Raw genomic sequence first — 22342 nt, forward strand, 5'->3', positions numbered from 1 at the left:
TCGAGGAGGTGATGGGCCACGACAGCACTGGTCCCTGACCCGGACGCCAGTCCGCGCGATAGCCGCGCCGAGGGTGGCGTTCAGGTCGTCATCATGCTGGCCATCGGCAGTGCAGCGGGGGCGGCCAGCTTCACCCACGTGCACAACGTGGCCGCCGCGCACGGCCAACCCGGCTGGCTGGCCTGGGCCGACGCGATCGTCCTGGAGCTGATGTCCATCGCCTCCGGCCTGGAACTGCGCCGCCGCAAACGCGCCCACACCTCCACTGTCTTCCCAGCCACTGTGCTGGCCTGCGCCGTCACGCTGTCCCTGGCGGCGCAGGTCGTCGAGGCCGAACCCTCGGTCATCGGGTGGGTCGCCGCCGCCGTACCCGCGCTCGGTTTCCTCGTCATGGTCAAGATCGCCCTCGGCCGGACCAGCACCGCCACGCCCGCCACCGCCCGAACGGTCGCGGACTGCCAACCGGACGGGGCCGGACGGACCGCTCCGGACAGCGGACCGGACGAGACGGTACGGTCCGCTGTCACGGCGGGGGAGCCATCCAGCACCGGGACCGTTCGCTCATCGGATGGGCGTCGTCGACGTGGCGGACGGGACCGGCAGCGGAGAGCGGACCGGGGACCGTCCGCGCAGCCGTCCGGCGACGTTGGCGAGCTGCTGCCGGCGGCGCGCAAGGTCCGGGACCGGCTCGCCACGGACGGGCAGGCACTGACCCGGGCGGCACTCGCCGAAGCCCTCCGCGCAGCCGGTCACACCGTGTCCAACACTCGCCTATCCGAACTCCTCAAAACCCTCAAGGTCGAGTCGTCGGCACCGCCCGAGCTGATCGCGAGCCCGGCCGTGCCGACCAACGCGACGTCACCGCCTCTGTCACCGGAGCGGCGCGATGGTGGCGGAGCAGCCACCCTTGCGCCGGTCGACCCCGACAGGGCTGCCCCGCTCCTACCGCACAGCCATCTATCTCAGAACCAGGAGAAGCCTGATCATGAACAGCCCAACGAACCCCGCTGACCAGACAACCCGCACTACGACCGACAGCACCACCACCGTTGGAGAGGTGTGGACGGTCGAGCGTGTTCGTGCCCTCGGCGTGACCACCACCCTCGCCGCCACCGCGTCGGTGCTCGGGATCAGCCGGTCCCAGGCGTACCGGCTCGCCGCCACCGACCAGTTCCCCATACCGCTGATCCGGGCCGGCAGCCGCATCATCGTCCCGGTTGCCGGCCTTCTTCAGCTCCTGCTGGTCGGGGACCCCGCTTCGACCGACGACCACCGACGACTTGATGCCGACGCGAAGGTGAGCGTGGATGCGACGACCCCGCCACCAGCGGATTACACCCCACACCGCTGGCGGCACCATACGAAGCATCCAGGAGACGATGAGTGAAGGGATCCACCTTCAAACGCTGCGGCTGCCGCGACACCACCACGGGCCGGCGACTGGGACGCTCCTGCCCCCAGCTTCGCCGGCCCGGCGGCGGCTGGTCCCGCACCCACGGCCACTGGCACTGGCAGATCGAGATCCCTGCCCGCGCCGACGGCACCCGCCGCCCACTACGCCACGGCCCCTACGCCACCCAGGCAGACGCCGACGCGGTCCTGGACCGCATCCGGGCGGCGCTCGCCGTCCCCGACCCCACCGACCCGCACACCACCGTCAAGACCGGTGACCTCATCGAAACTGCCGTCAAGACCGGCGCGCCCGTCCCCACCCCGGAGCAGGTCCGGCGGGCGCTGCACCTGGACATCACCCCCACCGAACTGCCCACGATGCGGGCGTACCTGAACGACTGGCTGGCCGGGCGCAAGAACATCAAGACCGGCACCCTGCGCTCCTACGAAGGGCACATCCGGCTGTACCTGATCCCGTACCTCGGCCACCTGCGCATCGACCGGCTCCGCCCCGGCCACATCGACGCCATGTACGACGCCATCGCCCAGCGCAACACCAGCATCGCCACCCTGCGCGCCAGCCGCGACCCCGTGAAACGCGACCAGGTCAAGAACCAGCGGATCGTCGGCCCCAGAACCCTGCACGTCATTCACGCCACCCTGCGCAAAGCCCTCAACGACGCGATGCGTCGCCACCGCTACATCGACACCAACCCCGCTCTCATGGTCGAGCTACCGTCTGCCCGGCCACCCAAGCCCACCGTCTGGACCGACCAGCGCGTCCGCACCTGGCGCGACACCGGCAAGACCCCCAGCCCCGTCATGATCTGGACACCCGAACACACCGGCAGATTCCTCGACCACACCCACGACGCCAACGACCGGCTCTACGCCCTCTACCATCTCATCACCTTCACCGGCCTCCGCCGAGGCGAAGCCTGCGGCCTGCACTGGGACGACCTCGACCTCGACGCAGCCACCCTCACCGTCCGCTGGCAACTCGTCCAACACGGCTGGGCCACCACCATCGACACCCCCAAAACCACCGACAGCGAAGCTGCGGTCGCCCTCGACACCGAGACCGTCGCGGTGCTGCGCGCCCACCGCACCCGGCAACACCGCGAACGCCTCGCCGCCGGTGCTGCCTGGACCGCCACCGGACTCGTGTTCACCACGCCCGCTGGCGGGCGGCTCCACCCTGCCGACGTCACCGACCACTTCCACCACCTCGCCACCCAAGCCGGACTACCACCCATCCGACTCCACGACCTCCGCCACGGCGCCGCCACCATGGGCCTCGCCGCCGGCGTCCAGATGAAAGTCATCTCCAACCGGCTCCGCCACTCGAGCCCACACTTCACCGCCAAGTTCTACGGCGACGTCCTACCCGAGCTGTCCCACGCCGCAGCCGAAGCCACCGCGTCGGTTGTCCCACGTCAGCATGGCTCGACGAGGCCAGCATGATCCGCAGGCTGCCGCACCGTTGTCGGCCTCCTCCCGAGCCTCCGGGCCGGGGCCCGGAAGCCCGAGACTGGCGTAACGTCTGCTGCGGAAGATCCGCATCAGGACGCAGAGAAGCGCGATGGCGCCGCTGGCCCGGCGGGAGGCGCGGGCGGCGCCGGTGAGAGTCTTGGCACCGCGCGCCGCGTACCTGTAGGAGTACCACCAGCAGGGTGTTGACAAGTGTCAGAACGGAGATCATCCAGGCCGGTGGACGGGTGCCCGGCGATCCACAGTGGCAGCGCGATGTAGGCAGGCAGAAGTGCAATGACATCAGCCCGTCGAGCAGGGTGAAGGCCCGGAGGGCGGTCGGAGCTGATGACCCGGGCTAACGACCGTATAAGCGGTGCAGCGTCGTCAGCGTGAACTCGGCGACGCTGCAAGCCTCTCGGACCATGAGGAGGGCCATCTCCGCGGTGACACCCGTCGGCAAGGTCCTTCCATGACCAGCGCCTTGAACACATCGCAGCTCATTCACCTGCTCCGCGATCTTCCACGATGACTGGAGTACCGCCTTAATGTGCTTGGCTCCCGGCGTGTCTGCCGCAACCTGCTCGGGAAGGATCCCAAGTCGTTCCCGGGCGAGGTGCCACAAGTGGTTGAAGCTTGGGTTGCCGGGAACCGGCATCCCCACCTCTTCCAACACGAACTTCGCAACTGCCTCTAAGAGGTCCTTTGCTGTTCCCAGCAGTTGACCCGGATCGTCAGTGGCGCGGCGAAGCCGGTCTAGCTGCTCCTCGAGGGCCTCACGCCCACCCGTCGCGAGATCGATCATGCCAACAGGCGACAAATGCCCATCATCGTCGAGCATCCATCCACGACGCGAGAAGGCGCGCTGTGCCGCAAGCACATTGCCGCGTTGCTCGTTAACGCCGTCGAAGAAGCCCACAACTCGAAGATCCACCAAGAGCGCGTCAACGAGTCTCCGAGCTCCGCCTGGCCGGCGCATGGCCGCCCGGACGGTCGTGAGCACTCGCGTCTCCTTGTTGGGCGACGAGGTTCTAGGGTCGTACGGAGCGACGTCGGCGTAGCCACCCGAGGTGAAGGCGAGGGTCAGCTTCGAGTGAGAAGGCCCGGCGCCGCCGTGGTAGAAGCGGGCTAATGAGGCGGCGATCTCATCACTGACCGGCGACTGGGGCATGTAGTGATGATGCCCCTGACCGGGTCGAAGCGGCGAGTCATATCCATCCGCGGCGCTACGCCGCTGATCCTTGAGTTCGGCGCGTCGGCCTAGACAGGCCGGTACCGCTGGCCTCAACCCACCCTGGGAGACGGGGGTCAGCCCCGCCGGGCCACGGTATTGGCTGCGCGGCCACCACGGCCTGCTCATCCTGGCCGACCTCGCCGACGTGCTGTCCTACTTGCGACACCCGACCGTGGACCCGACGCGTTCGGCTACTCCCGCCTCACACCGGAAATCTGCGCCATCGCGAGCCTGCACCAGGCACCTACCGCTGCCCGCTCCACACGGTCAGGGGAATCCGGGACGCTACCGCCATGGACGACCGAGCAGCAGCTCGTGGGTGTCAGGGATCATGGCTGGGGTCGGATTTGCACTGGTCACCGGGATTGATCGCCGCCTGCTCAGATGAGTTGCTGCAACACGCCAGTGCGGGAATCGGTAAGGGCATGGAAGTGCGCGACGAGTTTTCGCGTCACCTCCGGATCGTGGAGCACGACGCCGACCTCGATGTTGTGAGACAGTGCTCGGTCGGTGAGGTTGGCGCTGCTGATCAGCGCGATCCTGCTGTCGGCGGCGATGAGCTTCGCGTGCAACGCGGCGTGCGAGTTCCCGCTGGCGGTTCGTCGTGCGGCCGGCCAGTGCCAGAATGTCGCCTGGTGACGGAGAGCGGCGAAGGTGAGTGCGGCCCCGGCGGATCCCCGTAGGGCGCCGCCGTCTTCGGCTGAGCTTTCCAGGATCAGATCGATGTGTACGCCTCGGAGGGCTGCAGACCGCAGTTCGGCGACCACCTCGGCGACGCCGTACGCGGCGAAGCTCGCTATGAGCAGTCTGCTTCGGGCCGCTCGGATGACCTCGATGACCACGGTACTGGTGAGCCGTACCGGTACGGCCGCACTGGTCGGCCCGCTGACCGCCAACTCGGTGCGCCTCGCATCCGCGCGCCCCTGCAGGAGGGCGGCGCTGCGCAGGGCGAGACCGACCGCTGAACCGGGAAGGTCGGGTGCCTCCATTCGCCAGCTTTTCATCAGCCGTTCTACTTGGGTGCCGACCGAGAACCCGGGCCGGGCGCCGACCAGTTCGGCGGCTACCGCGCTGTCGCCGGGCGTGTCGACGCTCATCAGCACACCGGCCCAGGCGGTGACATGATCGGCGGGGAGATTGATGGCGATGTCGGCGATTACCTTGGCGAACCGGTCGTAGCTCATCGGGCGAAGAATCCGGAGCCAGGATCGTTGAGGGTGTCGACCAGCAGGGCTCGGTCGAGGTAGTGATTGCCCCGCTCGCAGGAGGTCTCGGCGGCGAAGAGGCAGGCGTGGCAGGCGGCGCCTGATAGGCGGGCGTGCACGGTCGGGTTGTGTTCCGCACAGAGCGGGTCCGAGCTGCACAGCCGGGCGGCTTCCAGGGCCCGCTCGACGAGCGATCCCAGTCTGTCCTTTCGCCCCAGGGAGACCAAGCCGCCGAGGGTGCCTTCGCTGTCGGGTGCTGAGGTGTAGAGAAGGACCCCGGCGGCGGGAGTATCGTCCGTCCGGGCGTAGATGCGCTCGCCAATCCCGGCGGCGCTGTATCCGCATTCCAGGGCCAGCTCACGGATGAGCACGTGGGCGAGGGTGTGCAGCAGGACGTACCGAGGACCTGGCCACGGTGCCTGGTCCAGCCCGCGTTGCGCCCGCCAGCGGTCGTGGGCGCGGACCAGTAACTGTTCGCGTTGCTTGACCTCCGGCCGGTGTTCCCACTCGACGACGCGTTCTTCGTCAAGGCGCAGGAAGATTCCTTCGCCCCGCATCTCGGCGCAGGGCAGCCAGGTCGGTTTGCCGATGGTCAGCGGCGCGCGCCGTCGGTCCGGTGTATCGAGCACATCCCACTCGGGTGCGTCAATTCGAGTAAAGCCGTAGAGGGCGGAGACTTCCCGGAGCCGGGGGGCGAGGACCACCTCTCGGAGCCAGTGCCGGTGTTCGGGCGGAACTGGCTCCGGGCGGGTGGTGAAGTCGGGGAGCTCGGTGCTGGTGCCGGCGGTGAACGCTAGCCACTCGGGTTTGCGCAGGTCATCGCTGTCGTCTGGCGTGTCGTCGGGCTCGGCCTTGCTGCGGCGCTGGATCGCTGCCCAGACCCGGTCGACGCCGTAGGGCTTTAGCTCGGCCCAGCAACTCTGGGTCTGCATGATCATCTTGGCGGTGGTCGCGTCCAGTCCGGCGAGCATGCTCAGGTCTCGCCAGAGGTCGTCGACCACCTGATCGACCGGGTGCTCGGCCCGGGGAATGCTGAATACCCGTAACTGCATGGCGAACCAGCTGTTGGTGGCACCGAGGGCGAGTGTTCGCGCGGGCGCGTCGCAGTGCTCGTAGGTGTTGAGGTGGGGGTGGCGTCCGCGGCAGGCGGGCAGGGTCCGCTCGGCGTGCAGGCCGATCGCCACCGACATCGGTCGGGAGGCCTTGCACTCGCAGGAGATGAAGATGTTGGCCGCCTCACCTGTGCTGCCGCGCTCGGCGAGCGTGAGCGAGTGACCGGCGCCCGGGTCTGTGCCACCGTGCGCGACGTACGACCAGGGAAAGTCGTCTAGGTGACCGTTGTCGCAAGCCAGCACGAAACGGGCCGGCACGGCGGTGGGTCGGGAGTTTCCGTTGCCCCGGCAGCTGTGCACGTAACGGGCCCGGTCCGGCTGGTAGGGCGACGACAGCAGTTCGAACAGCCCGGAATCCGCCGGCGCGAGTCGGTTGCATCGGGTGTCCGAGCAGCGGAGCCAGGTGGGGAAGAGCGCCACCGGCACCCCCACCCGGGTCCAGTCGGCGAACGGGTCGGACGTCTCCGGCAGGTGCGGGGGAAGCCGAAGGCTTTCCACCTGGCCCCCGAGCCTGCGCCGGACCGCCCTCAACAGCCGGTCCTCGGTGACTGGCATCGAGTAGGTGAGGTCCCAGTGCGCCAACCCGAGGGTCAGCACCGACAGGCTGGGCAGATCGGCGACCGAGCCGACGCCGTAGGTGTGCAGCAGTTGGTTGGGGCGCAACGCGCCGACCCGCAGGCTGCGTTGCTGTGGCCGGCTCATGAGGACGCCCCCGTGACGCCGCCCCCGGTGGACGGAACGAATGGTGGTGGGTCGTCCCCGATGGCACCGAGTTGCAGTTGGAGCTGAATGCCGGGCTCCACGTCCCGTAGCGAGGTAGGACAGGTGGTCTGCACCCACCGGCCCTCCTCCGGTCGGTGCAGCAGCCCGGCGACGTCGTCGCTGTGGTACGGCTTGTCGTAGGCCAGCCGTCGGGCGGGCCGGGCCCGTTCCCGCGCCCACAGGTCGAGGCGGGCTTCGAGCTCGTCCTCCACCCGTTGGCGGACTGTGTTGTCGGCGGCCACCTCGCTACGGCGTTTGAGGTATCGCACCACGTGGTCGGCGAGTTGACCGTGCCGATCGAACTCGCGCGCCCGCAGATTGCCGTTGTAGGTGCCCTCCAGATCCCGGACAAGGGCCACCAGCACCCCGGTCAGCCCTCGGTCGATGGCCCGCTCGGCGAACGGGGTCACCGACAGGGCCTCGACCTGCCGGTAGGCGGTGGCGTGGAAGTGGTCGAAGCGCTCGAAGTGCGACAGGTCGCGCGGCCGGGCCCAGTTGAAGACGGTAAAAACCAGACCCGGCGCCTTCCGCCCGACCCGGCTCGTCGCCTGGATATATTCGGCGGCGGACTTCGGCTGGTTGGCCACCACCATCACGCCAAGCCGCTCGATGTCGACCCCGACGGCGATCATGCTGGTGGCCAGAAGCACGTCGATCGGCCGGGGTGCGCCCTTGGCCCGGGTGCCGTCGAAGCGCACCGCGAGCCGGTCAAGCAGCGGCCGGATGGCGTCCGACGGCATTCGGGAGGTCAGCTCCTCCAGGTACGGGTCGTACCGCCGGGCGAGCCCGCGCTCGTCGGCGCGAATGAGGCGGCTGGATACGTCGTCCTCGACCAGCCGACGCATGCCGCCGAGGTCGCGCAGGCTGTTGAAGTAGCCGACCAGCGTCATGTAGGGGTCGGTGACCCGGTTGCGACCGTACGTCTCGTGGAGCTTCTGCGCCGCGCCGAGCACGGAGACGTAGACCCGGATCAGGGTCGACCGGAGCCGGTTGCCGTGCGCGCAGATGCCGATGTATCGGCGACCCGGGTGCTCCTCGGTCTTGCGTTGCCGGGCGAAGAAGCTGTCGGAAGCATCCAACCCCGACGGCGGAAAAACCCGGGTACGCCGGTTGAACAGCGCACCGATCTGCTGCTGGGCGCGACGCACGGTGGCGGTGGACGCGATCACCTTCGGCCGGGACCAGTGCCCGCGGGCCGGTTCCCAGCTGGCCAGCCGGTCCACTGCGGTCTCGAAGAGCCCGACCAGCGAACCGAGCGGCCCGGAGATCAGGTGCAGCTCGTCCTGGATGATGAGGTCGGGCGGACGCAACCCTGCGCAGGGGACGACCCGGTTGCCCGGCCGGTGTCGTTTGCGCTCCCAGTCGGTCGATTCGAGATCCTCGGTGAGATAGCCGTGTTGGTCGCAGTGCTTGCTGACCCGGCCGAAGAGGGCGGCGGTCTCGCCCTTCCACGGCAACTGGGCGAACTTGTCGACGGTGGCGATCACCAGCGCGGGTGGATGGCGGTAGAGCTCTTCGTCGACCAGGATCACCGGCAGACCGACCTGCTCATCGGTCAGCGGGTAGCTGCCCACTCTGCTGAACGGGCACTCCACATCGGGGCAGAGCACCAGGGTCCGCCAAGGCTCCCGCTCCACCACGATGTCCTGGCCCGGATTGATCCTGCTGCCACACCACGGGCAACTGGTGAGCTGGTGCGGTGAACCGATGCCCCGGTTCGAGCGGCCCCGCCGCCGCTCGTCCAACCAGTCCTTGGCGTCCTGCGTGCGGTTCGGGGTGACCCGGCCGCCAACCCAGAGCCCGATCCTGATCGGCGTGGTGCCCCATGTTTGGGGATCGGTGCGGCGTAGGGACTCTGCTGCGCAGATCAGGGTCGCGGCCCGCTCGAACTGCTGAATGGTGAGCAGCCGCAGGGTGTACCGCATCAGCACCGTGAGCCCCGCGCCGCTGGTCAACCCGCCCTGATCCGGCTGGCGGCGGCGTACCGCGATGGTGAAGGCGGTAAGGCCGAGGTATGCCTCGGTCTTGCCGCCACCGGTGGGGAACCAGAGCAGGTCAGCGACGGCGCGCTCGACGTCGTCACCCCGCTCTGGGTGCCGGGGGTCAGCCAGGGCCGGCAGGTTGATCAGGACGAAGGCCAACTGGAACGGACGCCACCGGTGGTTCTCCGGTCGGTCGGCATCGGCGACCGCCTGCTCCAACGGGACGCTCGGGTGTTCCCGCCGTCGGGCGGCGACCACGCTGTGCACACGTTGCAGGTACATCGCCTGGTTGGCGAAGCCGAACGCCTGGCGGGCCGTGGGGTCCGGGGCGGCGAGCAGCCTGATGCCGGCGGCGATCCGGTCGGCCGCCTCCCGGGCGTCGCGCAGCGCCTCGCGCACCTGCCGGCGATACCCGCCGAGGCGTCGCTCCGGGCCGTCGGCGGTCGCCTCGTTGCGGTCGATCCACGCCCGGTAGCCGGCGACGAGGGGCTGCAACGCCGCCGTGAGGGACTCGACCGGGCCGGCTGCCAGCTCGGCGAGCCGCCGCATGTCCAGCTCCACGTCGGCCAACTCGAGCAGGTCGTCGTCCTGCTCGCTGCTGGGCACGTCGGTAAACGGCATCTCGTGCGCGGGGACCGTCGCGGTGCGTACCTCAAGGGCCTGTAGGGGGTCGTTGGGGGCTGGCTCGGCGTCGACGGCCGTGCCGTGCCCCACCGCGAACTCCGGGTGGAACCGGTAGGCCATCGCCAGCCGGCGTCGCTCCGCCTGGTCGGCGTCGTCGCCGCCGGTGACCTGCTCCGGCCGGGGCTGGAAGACCGGCTCGTCATTCGTCGGACCGGCCGCACTCAATTCGACCTGGAAAATCCACCGCTTCGGCTGACGCGACGACTCACTGTGCTCCCGGTTTTCGAGGAAAAGTGAGACGAGCCAGACTCCACCCAAGCGGCGCACCCGACCCCGCACTACGACCTTCGGCTGTGCCGCGTCGACCTGCAGCGGCGTGATCGGCCCTTCTCGCAGGGGCACGGTGACCGTGCCCCCGCGCTGGTGCCGCTGCCAGACCGGCCTGCCGGCGTACTCCTCCCGTTCGGTTGTCGCGGTGTCGTAGCTGCCCCAGGCGGCGGTAACCCGCAACTCCGTGACCGACAGCAGCACGCTGCTGGTGAAGCCGAGTGCGGAGGGAGCCAGACTCGGCACGCTCGGTGCGGTCGGCTCGACACCTCCCTCCGTCACATCCGAGGCTGTGGCCTCGACGAGGGTGTCCTGAGTGGCCGGATCCACCGACACGCCATTGGGGGCCAGTCGCCCGAGGATGTAGCGGTCGAGGGGATTCTCCTTGGTGGAGAACTCCTCCGCCGGGCCGCCGAGCGGCCCGAGCAGGTCGGCCAGGACCAGCCGTTGCAGCTCGCTGCGGATCACCCGCTCATCCGGTATGGCGAGCACACCTTCGGAATTCATGCGGGGCACCCTAATGCCTGCCGCCGACACTTGGAGCCCTGCCCGAACGCGTCGCTGCGGTAGTCACGAGCAGCCGCAGGTGCCGAGAATCGAGGGAACCGCTCCGCAAGCGGCACACGTATCGCGCCGCTGACGCGAAACGGGCCGCTCGAGCCCTAAAGCGACAGGGCGAGGACTGACACGTTGCGGGCGAGGTTGCCTCAGGGCCGCTCGTACCTCTGCCTCGGTCATTTCGGACCAGCCGCACTCCCGGAACCGTGCTGCCAGTTTGCGCATGCCGAGGCCCTGATGTTTCCGATGGGCCGCGCGTAACGCATCAGCACGGACTAGCGGATCTTTGCGGCCGGCATCGAGTGCATGCTGTACCTCGCGTCTCGTGGCGAGTGGCCACTGCGGACGCAGCCTCTGGAGGACAGCCTTCTCGGAAATTCCAGGATCTCCTATCAACATGTTCTGCACAGTCGAGATGAACAACTGCCGGAGTGGCCGAGGCGACACCGAATCGGTTCCGTTCGTCACCGATGGAGGTTGCTGGGGACGAGTGTGCCGTTGGGCGGGGACACCCGACGCGCTCTCAATTCTCGGCCTCTGCGAAAATCGACCGTCCGGTGGCGCTGATCCTCGGCCGCTCTCCGTGCGTCGCGGACTGTGAGATTGGCTCGGCCGCTGAGGCGGTGTTGCAGTGCCGGACCTGGTCGCCCGGACCTGTACCTCGAACGGAAGGCGGTCGAGCCAGGAGTCGGGGGTCCGATCGATCGGATCATCGTTCTCCCAGTCGCGACGCAGCTCCTCCGACCTGCGTCCTTCCGAGTTGGCGTACCAGTCGCCGATGCCACGTCCAGGGATCACGCACTACTCCGATACGTCAGACCCAAAATGTCAGTGCCCAGCTGTCGGTGGTGGGGCGATACCGCCAGACGGCCGTCCTGTAGGTGGGCCAGTTAGCGGCTCGGTATCACTCCTGGACCCAGAACTGCCACCCGCCCGGTGCGGGGGGCCACGACGGATCGGGCCGCCAGCCCTGTGGAGGGACCCAACCCACCGGAGGTGGCGGCCACTCCGGAGGTACGACGAACCTCCACGGTGTCGCGGTCGCCACTTCCTGGCTCGTTGACGACTCTGCCCGCTCGGCCGGATTGGTACCCCGAGCGATAGGGGGCGCTTCGAGCCAGGCGTCCGACAGCTCGCTCGCCTTGGCGAGGTTGATCGCGACATCCGCCCTTACCCGGTTGCCCTTCAAGACGGCGCGCGCAGCGGTGATCAGCCCCTTGTCCTGCAGGTGAGCGAGCACCGGCAGATTCTCCGTGGACATGGCCGGGCTCAGCGTGCCGGCGGCCAGGCCGTTGATCCGAACCTCGACCAGGGTGCGGGTGGACCGGGCTCGCTGGACCTCGACCTCATGCAACGTCACGTACACCCAGGATTCGCCGCTTGGGCCGATCAGGGAGGCGAGGTGCGACATGTGCTTCTCCTCGCCGGTCACCTGGATGAAGCGGCCGGTGGGCAGCACGGTGTGCAAGCCCGACGGTGGCATGTTCGTCGGCACGATCATGTGCGGCTCGGCGAGGTCGATCCGCACGGAGGCAAAGAACGTCCGCTTACGTGGGTCGTCCCAGTCCTCGCGTTCCTGCGCCCAGACCCGGGCCTGCACCTGAGGCGTCCAGCCCTGGTCGATCAGCGCGGTGAGCACCGACGAGAACTCCCGGGCCTGCTCCTTCGGCAGATGGCCGACCTGCTTGCCGGAGCAGAGCACCTTCACGGCGTGCGCATCGTATCGATTGCTCGGCTCCGGAATCAGTTGAGCCGGCACGGTCAGTTCGTTGTCGCCGTCCGGATCGAACGCCCGCCCGAACAGAGCACGGATGTTCTTGGCGTAATGCGATTCGCCAGCGACTTCCTGCGAACACCAGCCGCGCTGGCCCCACAGATCAAACGGTCGGGTCACCGAGGCAAGGTAGCGCCTCGGCAACCCGAACCGGGTTCACCTGAACGGTTGAGGTGGATGTCAGGCATCCGACACCGCTCAGAACAGGGCGTCCGGAAGGGGAAACAGGCCACCGTCCAATGCGGGCGGCATCGAATCCGGTGTCTCTGCCGACCTGGGGCGCGGCACGGCCGGCGTCTGCTTCCGGGGCCTGCGGCGGGCGGTGGTTTGTTGGGGCCGCTCCTGCTCGTGGCGCTGATGGTTGAGTTCGAGCAGCAGGTCCAGCACGTCGACCTGGGCGGTCGGGTCGATGGTGAACCGGGTGCCCTGCCGGGTCCGGTGGAAACCGTGCCCCAGCCCGAGGTCGAACCCGTACGCCTCGGCCACCGCCTCGTCGATCTCGACGTGGATGTCCCGCAGGCGTTGAATGTCGGCGCTGGTCACCCGCTCGTTGTGGACCAAGTTGTAGAGCCCCGTCAGCCCTAGCTCCCGTCCCAGCATCACCGACCGCCGATACGAGTCCAACTCCGCTCCGATCCGCTTCATCCGCTCAGTGCTGTACGGCTGCGGATACGTTTCAAAGCAGTCAGATGGTGTGTACTGCAGGTCGCCCGTGCGGGTCGATGAATACTTCCAAGCCCAGGAGACGTGGATCTGCGAGTTGAGTAAAGCGAGTTGATCCGAGTTGTCCGTAGCGAAGACCACAATCTTTTCGTTTAGAACTTGGTTAGTGGTCACAAAGGTAGCCGCAGCGGTGCTACTGACCCGGGCAATGACAAGTACGCGATCGAGCCCCTTGATCGCACCGTAGAGTTCAGGGCGTCGCCGCTCGTATTGCCACCAACGCTCTCGTGCATTGACGCTGTATTTGTTTTCCAATCTTTCCGGCTTAACTTTCCGTTCGACGATGGCGAAGCAGTCGGGGTACTCCTGGGCCCGTTCGAGCGACCAGTTGTGGAAGTTGATGATCCAGTCTCGGGCCGAGCAGTCGGGGCGGCCGTTCAGGTCCTTCCCGGTGAGGTAGGGGAAGAGCACATCCGTGTTGCGCGGGTCCTTCGCGATCAACGTCTGCGCCTGTTCCGGCTCCAGCAGAAAGCCTGTGCCCAGGATGTTCGTCCCCTGGAACGCCTGTCCGGCGTTGGCGGTCAGGCGGTACGGGTTGCCGGTGACCCGGGAACGGGCGTCCAGCGACGGGGTGATGCCGGGCACCCGGTTGCCGTCGAGGATCGGCAGCTCGTCGTCGGCGGCGTGGCCGACCCAGAGCAGGGAAACCTCCAGCGACGCCGTGCCCGGCCAGGGCTGTGACTTGTTCGCCCGGTAGACCGTCCAGCCCATGTCCACGGCCTGGTCGAGCCCGACCTCGCGGGTGTCGCCCTGGGCGATCGTGTTGGTGGCGATGATGCCCACCCGCCCCTTGCCCGTGACACTCAGGTTGCGCAGCAGGAAGTAGGAGCAGAGATCCGCGCTGCCCCGCTTTCCCCGGCCGATCCGCTCGACCAGGTATTCGCGCATGTCCGGTCCGATCGCCCCGGTCAGGCGCTGGCCACCGACAAAGGGAGGGTTGCCGATGACCGCGTCGAAGCCGGCCCGGTTGACCACCTCAGGGAACTCCAGCGGCCAGTGCAGTGGCCGGATCGGCTCCGGGCGGGTGCCCCGCAGCCAGCCTGCGACGGTGATCCCGATCCGCTGCTCCAGCTCCGCGTCGTACGGCCCGTCCAGCAGGCGGTGCACGTCGTCGCTGATGTCGAGCAGGCGGTCGTCGTACTTCCGCTCGGGGTCGTCGGTGTCGTCCTCCGGATCCCACGGGCGGCGCTGGGCGCGGACGGCGGTGGAGAGCGCCGCGCCGACCACTGCGTCCGCAGCCCGTCGCAGGCCCCGGCCCAGGTGCCTGACCTCGGCGAGCTTGGCGGCCTTGTCGGCGGCGTCCCGGCTGTCCTCGACCACCGTCGCGCCGATTGACTCGCGCAGGGCGGTCATCTCGTCGACGGTCCGGTGCAGCCGGTCGACCAGGTCGCCGAAGAAGCGGCTGTGCTGGAAGCGCCCCGCCTCCGGGTCGAGGTGGAAGGCGGTGAGCTGGTCGAGGGAGGTGATCCCGACCAGCGAGTCACCGCAGCGCAGCGCGTGGTCGAGGAAGCCGAACGGCTTGCCCTTGGCCAGGGTCACCAGCCACAGCGAGAGCTTCGCCAGCTCCACGGCCATGTCGTCGCGGTCCACCCCGTAGAGGCAGCGGGCGGCGACCAGGCGGCGGGCGGCGAGCAGCAGGTCCTCCTGGTCCGGGTTGCCGTTGGCCAGGTCGGACAGCTCGGTGGGGAGCCCGTCGCGTTGCCAGGCCCGCACCACCACCTCGGCGAGGTAGCGGCAGGCCGCCACCAGGAACGCGCCGGAGCCCATCGCCGGGTCGAGCACCTTCAGCCGCAGCAGCTCGTCGGCGGTCCTGGCCCGCCAGGCGCCCTCGTCGGTGACGCCCTGGGCCGGGCCGGGGGAGAAGCAGAGCGGCGCGAGGGTGTGCCGGACGACCTCCTCGGCCAGCTCTCGGGGGGTGTAGTGGGTGCCGGTGTTGCGCCGGTCGCCGAACTGGGTGAACAGCACCGAGCCGGCGGGGAAGACCGTGGGCAGGTCACGCAGGTCGGCGCGGAGCAGCCCCCAGAACGGGCGTACCCGATCGGTCAGGTCGGCGTCGTTGTCGCAGGCCGCGTGCAGCGCGGCGAGCTGGTGCGGTGCGGGCGTCGTGGCCCTGGCCTTCGCCACCTGCCGGACGGTGAGGTCGCAGCGGGCGACGAGCCAGACCCGCAGCTCCGCCTCGCCCCGGGCGGCCGCCGCCTCCAGTTCGGCCAGCGGCAGCTCCGGCTCGGCCTTGCCGAGCAGCCCGACGTACGGCTCCCGCACCCGGGCGCAGGAGAACTCCAGCAGGCCCTCGTAGACGTGGCCGAGCTGCTCGACGCCGAGGCTGGAGTAGCTGAGCTGCTCGGCGGCCCTGCCCCGGTGCCGCAGCACCAGCAGGGCGTCCAGCATCTCGTGCACCACCCGGTCGGTGACCGCCGCGTCGACCAGCCAGGGGAACCGTCCGGGGTCGATCAGGGACCCGCCGTGGGCGGGGATGCGCAGGTCGGGGTGCTCGCACCCGCCGTGCACGGCGGCGAAGAGGGCGAGCAGCCGGGGCCAGGCGGCGGTGCGCCGATCGCCGACCTCGTCGCCGTGCAGGTCCCGGACCGCGCCGAGCTGGCCGTGCAGCGTGGACGCCGCGTACGCCTGCGCGTAAAGCGGGTCGGCCACCGGCAGCAGCCGTTGCTCCTCGGCGTAGAGCAGGAACACCAGGCGCATCAGCACGGTCAGCGAGCCCCGGTAGATCTCCCGGTCGCTGACCTTGCCGAGCAGCTGCCCCTCGGACTCCCGGTCCAGCCGGGCCAACTCGCCGACGAAGAGCTCCACTGCCCGGCGAACCTGGTCGCCCAGGGTGGTGGTGATCTGGGTGAGCGCCTCCGCGCTGCGCGCGAACAGCCCGGCGAGGCTGGCCGACGGGCGCCCGTCGGCGCCGGTCGGCGGCATGAGCACCCGGGACGCGGTGAGCAACGTCGCGAAGGCGCGCAGCAGGGCCGGCTCCTCCAGCCAGAGGTCGGCGTCGAAGACACCCACCCCGGTCGGCTCGCCCCGGGGGGCGTGTACCAGCGCCCAGTGCTGCCCGTTGGTCACCAGCGCCAGCGGCACGCCGGTGTCCCGGCACAACTGGGCGGCCTGCTCCACCGGGGACGGCCGGCCACCGCGGGCGGCGGTGAGCGACGCGTCGAAGGGCAGGCGGTGCACGTGCAGCCGGGCGGTCCGGCCGCCGCCGGGTTGCGGACCGGACAGCACCGCGTCGGGCCGGAAGTCGCCGCTGCCGACGACCCCGAGCCCGTCGTCGGTACGCGCGCTCGCCGGATAGCCCAGCAGCTCGCCGAGGATCAGCTCGACCCAGGCCGGGCCGAGCAGGTCCGGGGCGTCCTGCACCTCCGCCCAGCCCTGGCGGATCCGGTCCCGCACGTCGTCCGGCACGGTGTCCAGCCCGTGCGGCAGCGCCTCGACGAGCACCGGCACCGTCAGGAACGGCCCCTCCGGGCGCAGCAGGCCGAGCCACTCGGCGTGCTGCTCGTCGATCTTCTGCACCGGGGGCCGGGGCACGCGGCGACTCGCGCCGGTACGGTCGGACGCGCCTCGGGACTGGCGGGGGATGGCGGGCATCAGCGGGCACCTCGGGCCAGGGACGCGGGAACCAGGAAGGTGACGGCGGCCGGGAACCAGCGGGCCGTCGGGTCGGCGTAGCGGCGGCGCAGCGCGTCGCTCTCCCGTTCGCGCTGCGCCGGGATGTCGCGCAGCCGGGCGTGCAACGCGTCCCGGTCGGCGTGCAACTGCTCGCGCTCGACGGTGAACAGGGTCGGCTGCTCCCAGTGCGGCTCGTCGGCGAGCTTGCTGCGGATCGAGGTTTCCAGCTCGGTGAGAACCGCGCCGATCGCGACGACCTCCTCCTCGCAGCGCCGGGCGAGCAGCCCGTGCAGGCTGCGGGCACGCTGGTCGGCGCGGGTGCCGAGGGCGCGCCCCAGCGGCCCGGCCAGCGCCGGCCACAGCTCGGTCAGGCTCTGCCGGACCTGCTCGGTGGGGATCTGGTCGGTCGCGGCGGCCAGCAGGGCCTCCAGCTCCTCCTGGCGGGCCCGGGCGAGCTTCCCGCCCTCGATCGGGCCACCGGCGGTGACGATCTCCTCGTGCAACCGGGTGCCCTCCGCGCCGGTGACCACCACCCGGCCGTGCGCGACGAGCGCCGGAGTGCGCAGCAGGTCACCGGGCACCACCCGGGCGGTGACCCGGCTGAGCTTCGCGCCGCCGGACCCGGCGTCGCCCCGGGCCTGGGCCCACAGCTCGGCCCGGAGCAGGCGCAGGCACATCTGCACCAACTGGTGCCCGAGGTGCAGCAGCACCACGTCGGTGCGCCCCACCGCCGCGTCCGGATCGAAGGTGATCGGCCGTTCTCGGCCGGTGACCGGGTGCAGCAACCCGTCGTTGCGGGCAGCGGCCCACGCGCCGGGCAGTTCGGGCAGCCGGAACCAGGCGCCCGACGCGCCCGCCGGGGTCGAGGCGTCGATCAGGTCCCGGCGGTGGGCCAGCCGCAACCCCGTGCGGACCACCCGTTCCACGGTGGCCGGGGTGAGGTTCAGCTCCGCCCGGCTGCCCTTCAACGTCTCGGTGAGCCGGTGTAGGTCCCGGGCCAGGTCACGCTCCACCCGCAGTCGGGCTCGGCTCGCCCGCCGGTCGATCTCGACGTCGGTGACCTGCCAGTCGGTCTGCTTGCCGGTCATCTTCTGCTCGACCTGGGCGGCGATCACCTCGCCGGCGCTGCCCAGGTCGGTGCGGATCGCCTCGACCTTCTCCACCGCCAGCCGCAGGAACGCCAGTTCGTCCTCCAACGAACCGGTGGTGTAGTCGACGTGCTGCCAACCGGCCGGCACGAAGTGCAGCACATCTACCCGGGCGGCGCGCTGGCCGTGTCGGTCGATCCGGCCGTTGCGCTGCTCCAGGCGGTTGGGGTTCCACGGGATCTCCCAGTGCAGCAGCCGGTGGCAGTGCCGTTGCAGGTTGATGCCCTCGCTGGCGGCGTCGGTGGCGAGCAGGATCCGGACGTCGTCGAGGTCGGGGTGCTCCGTAAAGACGTTCTTGACGTGCTCGCGCTCGTCCGGATCCTGGCCGCCGTAGAGCAGGGCGATCCGTTCCGGCGGGTAGCCGGCGCTGAGCAGCCGCTCGTGCAGCCAGCGTTGGGTGTCGCGGTACTCGGTGAAGATGATCACCCGCTCGGGCTGCCACTCGCCGTCGGGCCGCACGATCGGATCCAGCCAGCGGTGCAACGCGGCGAGTTTGGCATCCGGCCGGTCCTGCGCCGAGCGGGCCCAGGTGTGCAGCTCACCGAGGAGGGCCCGTTCCTCGGCCGACAGCGGGGCCGCGTAGCGCCGGACGGCGGTCAGGGCGTCCGCCTCGGCGCTGCCGTAGGCGGCATCGTCCTCGGCCGTCTCGGCCAGCCGGTCGATCACCGGCTGCAGCACCTTCTCGCCGGCCGGCCGTTCCGCCCCGCGTGCCGGCTCGCCAGAGGCGGCGTGGTCCCGGGCGGTCATCGTCGCCAGGTGGGTCTCGACAGTTTCGGCAAACGCCTTCGGCGACGAGAAGAGCCGTCGCTTGAGCAGGGTGGTGACGAAGTCGGCGGCGATCTCACCGGCCCGTCCGTCGGCGTTCGCCCGGCGGCTCGCCGCGTACCGGCTGAGTAGCTCGTGGGCGTGCCGCTCGGCAGCCGGGTAGTCGACCTCCAGAAAGCTCAGATGACGTGCCGGGAACCGGGGAGAGCCGTCCCACCTGGGCGGCAGCTCGCTCTTGAGCCGTCGCACCATCACCCGGGCCAACTGCTCGTCGGTCGGCTTGACGCCCCGGGCGAACCGCTGGTCGTCGAGGAGTTCCAGCAGCGCGGTGAACGATTCGGTGAAGCCATTGTGCGGGGTGGCGGAGAGGAAGAGCCGGTGCTCGCAGTGCGGGGCGAGGGCGCGGATCGCCTTCGTGCGGTGCGAATCCACCGCGTACCGCCCCCGGCCGGACGGCGCGCAGGTGTGCACCTCGTCCACCACCAGCAGGTCGAAGGCGCGCGGATAGCGCGGCGTCGCCGGCAGCACCTCGCGGAGCAGCCGCAACGGCCGGTCCCGCTTCAGCCAGTCCACGCTGACGATCAACCGTGGGTAGTGCGTCCAGGGGTTGGTGTAGAGGCCCCGGGTACGGCGCAACTCCCGCAGCAGGGTTGCGTCGACGATCCGGAAGTCGAGGCCGAACTTGTCGCGCATCTCGTCGCGCCACTGCCGGGTCAGCCCCGCCGGGCACACGATCATCATCGTGCGGGCCCGGTGCCGCAGCATCAGCTCCTGCATGACCAGCCCGGCCTCGATGGTCTTGCCGAGGCCCACGTCATCGGCGATCAGCAGGTTCGTCCGCGGCATCGACAGCGCCCGGACCACCGGGTCGAGCTGGTAGTCCTCGATCTCGATGCCGGAGCGGAAGGGCGCCTGAAGGGCAGTCCGGTCGGCCGAGGCGATGGCGCCCCAGCGCACGGCGTCCAGGAACGCGTCCAGCTGCCCGGGGTCGTCGAACCCGTGCCGAGGGTCCGGCAGCGTCGCGCTGTCGTGGACCCGCCGGCCCGGCTCCAGCTCCCAGACCACCCGCAGCTCCTCGTCGCGCGCGTCGTCCTCGATGCTGACCAGGGTGGCCAGGTGCGGGGCCTGACCGGTGAACATGTGCGGATCACCGCTGGCCACGTCGCTGCGCGCCACATCGGCGACGACCCAGCGTCGGTTGCGTACGGTGACGAGCTGGCCCGGTGCCGGAGCGGTGTCGGTCGCCATGGTCATACGGCTCGAACCATCGGTGTGCTCCTTCAGGCGGACGGCAGACATGAAGGTTAGTACGTCATTCCACACCGGATTTACCGAACATCCACTCAGGATTTCGTAATCGGTCAATAGTGGACGTTCGATCGGTAAGCCGACAGACATCATTTCGGCGCCGCCCTTCTTCCGTAGGTTGGTCGCACCGCTCAGCGCCAGGAGGTTGGATGTCCCACGTCCGACTCCGGATCGACTTCACCCCGCTCGCCGACGACAACGAGTTCGTGCTCGGCGAGCTGACCGACGAACTGGCGGACGACCTCCGCGAGATCGGGTTGGTGGAGCGCGTCGAGCAGCCCGTGGCCGAACCGAACGCCAAGGGCGTCGCGGAGCTGGCGCTCGGTGTCGTGACCGTGCTGGCGGGCGCGGACCCCGGCTACGTGCAGGCGCTGGTCGACGTGGTCCTGGCGTTCCTCCAGCGCTATACCGGCCGCCGGGTGCACCTGCGGGTCGGTGACATCGAGCTGACCATCGACCGGCCCACCCACCGGCAGACGGATGAACTGGTCGCCACGGTGCGGGCGGCGATCGAACGGACCCGCCCCTGATGGGCCGGCACACCCTGCTGCTCGGCACGGCCACCTGCCACGCCGACCGCGAACTCGCGCCCCTTCCCTCCGTGCGGCATGACGTCGCGCAGCTCAAGGCGCTGCTCGACGGTGCCGACGGGTTCGACACCGTACGCGCGGAACTGGACCTGCCGGCGGCGCACCTGCGTCAGGTCGTCGAGGCGTAGGTTCAGGCACAGCGTCGACAGGGACGAACACCACCGGTCTTCGGGATCCGGCGATCTAGACGTTTGTCCTCCGCGCCGTGAGCCGCGAGTGCGGGCGTCATGGCAGGTCTGCCTGCGGGCGCGCATTGGTGCTCGACGGGTGCTCGGCCGCCGTGGACGGACCCGTGGTCGGGTGGATCAACTGGGACGCCGACTCTGCCGAATCGAGCCATGACCGCGAGCAGATGGATTCACGCGTCCCGGATGGACCGGCTGACTCGGCCAAGATCAATCTCTTAATCCGCGGGTTCGGGGTTCGAGTCCCTGGCGGCGCACCAGCAATAACACACCAGGCCCGGTCCTTCTGGACCGGGCCTGACCCCTTTTCTTGACCCCAACGTCAGGCGTCGAAGAGAAAGCCGAGCTTGTCGACCGACGACCGCTGGGACTGCCGGGTGACCTCTACGTAGATCAGCTTGGTGATGGTCGGGGAGCTGTGGCCGAGGATGTCCTGGATCTTCTCGATGGGCACGCCCTGCTCGTAGAGGAGCGTGGCGCAGGAGTGGCGTAGATCATGGAACCTGATCCGGCGCAGCCCGGCATGATCCAGCAGCCGCACGAAGTGCCGGTTCAGGTTGCGCGGCTCGATCGGGGTGCCGATGCCCGTGGTGAAGACCAAACCGGAGTCCTTCCAGCCCTTGCCCACGCTCTGGCGCTCTGCGCTCTGGCTCACCCGGTGTTGTCGTAGCGCAGCCAGGCACGGGGGAGGTAGGGCGATGACCCGCTCAGACTCGTCGGACTTGACCGGGCCGAAGACGAGTTGGCCGCCGAGACGTTGCAGCGTCTGCCGAACGAAGATGACGCCCTCGACCAGGTCTATATCCTCCCAGCGGAGCCCCAGCGCTTACCCGCGTCGAAGGCCAAGCGCCAGGGCGACGGCATAGAGCGCATAAAGCCGATCACTCTTCGCGGTCTTCAACAACAGCTTCGCTTCCGCGCCGGTCAGCGGGGTGAAGCGTGGCCGGTACCGGTGAGCCAGACGCAGGTTGCGGGCCGGGTTGTCCGGGATCAGCCCGTCAATGACCGCATCCTGTAAGGCGGCGCGGATCATGCGGTGGAGATGACGGATGGTGCCGTCGGACGGGACCTGCTGGCAGCACGAGCGCGGACGCCTGGCGCAACACCGAGCCTGCTGCCCCGCACTCAGCCGCCCGGCATCCTTGCCCTGCGCGCAGTCGTCGCCCGGAAGGCTGGCCGGACTGCCGGCGATGTTGTGCAAAGTTTCTGTACGTCTTCAAGTGCGCCACGAGGCGCGGGTTTTCCGGTTGGAGGTGCAAGACCTTCGATGCCCGGGCCATCGTAGTGGCCTGGGTAAAGCTGGCGGCAGCCTGATCCACGGGACGGTGGGGAGGGTGGGAAGCAGCCGCGACGAAGCCGGGCCGGACCAGTACTACCGGATGGTTCGGGCCTGGTGAGCGAGACGGAAGGCATACGAGAGGAACCGGCGTCTGAGGCCTCTTCATGTATGTCCAGCTCGAATCCGGTGGATCTGGGTGTCCCGCACCGGGTTTGATGGAGACATCGAAACCTGGGAGGAACACCAGCGATGCCTGCACCGAAGAAGTACAACGATGAGCTGCGTGAGCGTG

General features: G+C 69.4%; 13 protein-coding genes and 1 pseudogene. 5 read left to right on the forward strand and 9 right to left on the reverse strand.

The window, feature by feature from the left end; genetic code table 11:
- The first annotated feature begins 93 nt into the window (after positions 1-93).
- Genes AB0I41_RS23685 through AB0I41_RS23695 form a run of 3 tightly spaced genes read left to right on the forward strand, consistent with a single transcriptional unit; the run spans position 94 to position 2856 of the window.
- On the forward strand, positions 94-1011 hold the full coding sequence (locus AB0I41_RS23685; RefSeq protein ID WP_357111381.1) for a DUF2637 domain-containing protein: 918 nt from the start codon (positions 94-96) through the stop codon (positions 1009-1011).
- Positions 986-1387, forward strand: coding sequence for a hypothetical protein (locus AB0I41_RS23690; protein ID WP_357111383.1), 402 nt, complete (start codon positions 986-988; stop codon positions 1385-1387). Before AB0I41_RS23685 ends, AB0I41_RS23690 begins: the two co-directional genes overlap by 26 nt.
- Positions 1384-2856, forward strand: a complete 1473-nt coding sequence (locus AB0I41_RS23695) for a site-specific integrase (RefSeq protein WP_357111386.1) — start codon at positions 1384-1386, stop codon at positions 2854-2856. Before AB0I41_RS23690 ends, AB0I41_RS23695 begins: the two co-directional genes overlap by 4 nt.
- Positions 2857-3220: 364 nt before the next feature.
- Here AB0I41_RS23695 and AB0I41_RS23700 read toward each other — a convergent pair whose 3' ends face one another.
- From AB0I41_RS23700 to drmD, 7 genes are all read right to left on the reverse strand, one after another.
- On the reverse strand, positions 3221-4033 hold the full coding sequence (locus tag AB0I41_RS23700; RefSeq protein WP_357111389.1) for an abortive infection family protein: 813 nt from the start codon (positions 4031-4033) through the stop codon (positions 3221-3223).
- A 443-nt stretch (positions 4034-4476) separates the two neighbouring features.
- The gene (drmC, locus tag AB0I41_RS23705) at positions 4477-5280 is read right to left on the reverse strand and encodes a DISARM system phospholipase D-like protein DrmC (RefSeq protein WP_357111392.1); all 804 of its coding nucleotides are present in this window, start codon (positions 5278-5280) and stop codon (positions 4477-4479) included.
- On the reverse strand, positions 5277-7115 hold the full coding sequence (locus tag AB0I41_RS23710; protein ID WP_357111395.1) for a DUF1998 domain-containing protein: 1839 nt from the start codon (positions 7113-7115) through the stop codon (positions 5277-5279). The genes drmC and AB0I41_RS23710 overlap by 4 nt, the downstream gene beginning before the upstream one ends.
- Entirely contained in the window at positions 7112-10615 is a 3504-nt protein-coding gene (gene drmA, locus AB0I41_RS23715) for a DISARM system helicase DrmA (RefSeq protein ID WP_357111398.1), read from the reverse strand. Before drmA ends, AB0I41_RS23710 begins: the two co-directional genes overlap by 4 nt.
- 955 nt (positions 10616-11570) lie before the next feature.
- Positions 11571-12560, reverse strand: coding sequence for an HIRAN domain-containing protein (locus AB0I41_RS23720; protein ID WP_357111401.1), 990 nt, complete (start codon positions 12558-12560; stop codon positions 11571-11573).
- A gap of 78 nt (positions 12561-12638) precedes the next feature.
- The gene (locus AB0I41_RS23725) at positions 12639-16754 is read right to left on the reverse strand and encodes a DNA methyltransferase (RefSeq protein WP_357111405.1); all 4116 of its coding nucleotides are present in this window, start codon (positions 16752-16754) and stop codon (positions 12639-12641) included.
- Positions 16754-19942, reverse strand: coding sequence for a DISARM system SNF2-like helicase DrmD (drmD, locus tag AB0I41_RS23730; protein WP_357111408.1), 3189 nt, complete (start codon positions 19940-19942; stop codon positions 16754-16756). Before drmD ends, AB0I41_RS23725 begins: the two co-directional genes overlap by 1 nt.
- Before the next feature lie 203 nt (positions 19943-20145).
- On the opposite strand from drmD, the gene AB0I41_RS23735 reads away from it, so the two are divergent.
- A complete protein-coding gene (locus AB0I41_RS23735) occupies positions 20146-20526 on the forward strand; it encodes a hypothetical protein (protein ID WP_357111411.1) in 381 nt (126 codons plus the stop codon).
- Positions 20526-20708, forward strand: a pseudogene (locus AB0I41_RS23740) (hypothetical protein); the annotation flags it as partial. The gene AB0I41_RS23735 and the pseudogene AB0I41_RS23740, both read left to right, overlap by 1 nt.
- A 385-nt stretch (positions 20709-21093) precedes the next feature.
- On the opposite strand, the gene AB0I41_RS23745 reads toward AB0I41_RS23740, so the two are convergent.
- Positions 21094-21594 carry a site-specific integrase gene (locus AB0I41_RS23745; RefSeq protein ID WP_357111417.1) on the reverse strand — a complete coding sequence of 167 codons (501 nt, stop codon included), beginning with the start codon at positions 21592-21594 and terminating at the stop codon, positions 21094-21096.
- A 3-nt stretch (positions 21595-21597) separates the two neighbouring features.
- Positions 21598-21972, reverse strand: coding sequence for a hypothetical protein (locus AB0I41_RS23750; protein ID WP_357111414.1), 375 nt, complete (start codon positions 21970-21972; stop codon positions 21598-21600).
- Positions 21973-22342 lie beyond the last annotated feature (370 nt).

Source organism: Micromonospora sp. NPDC050200, from assembly GCF_040656135.1.
Lineage (GTDB): Bacteria > Actinomycetota > Actinomycetes > Mycobacteriales > Micromonosporaceae > Micromonospora.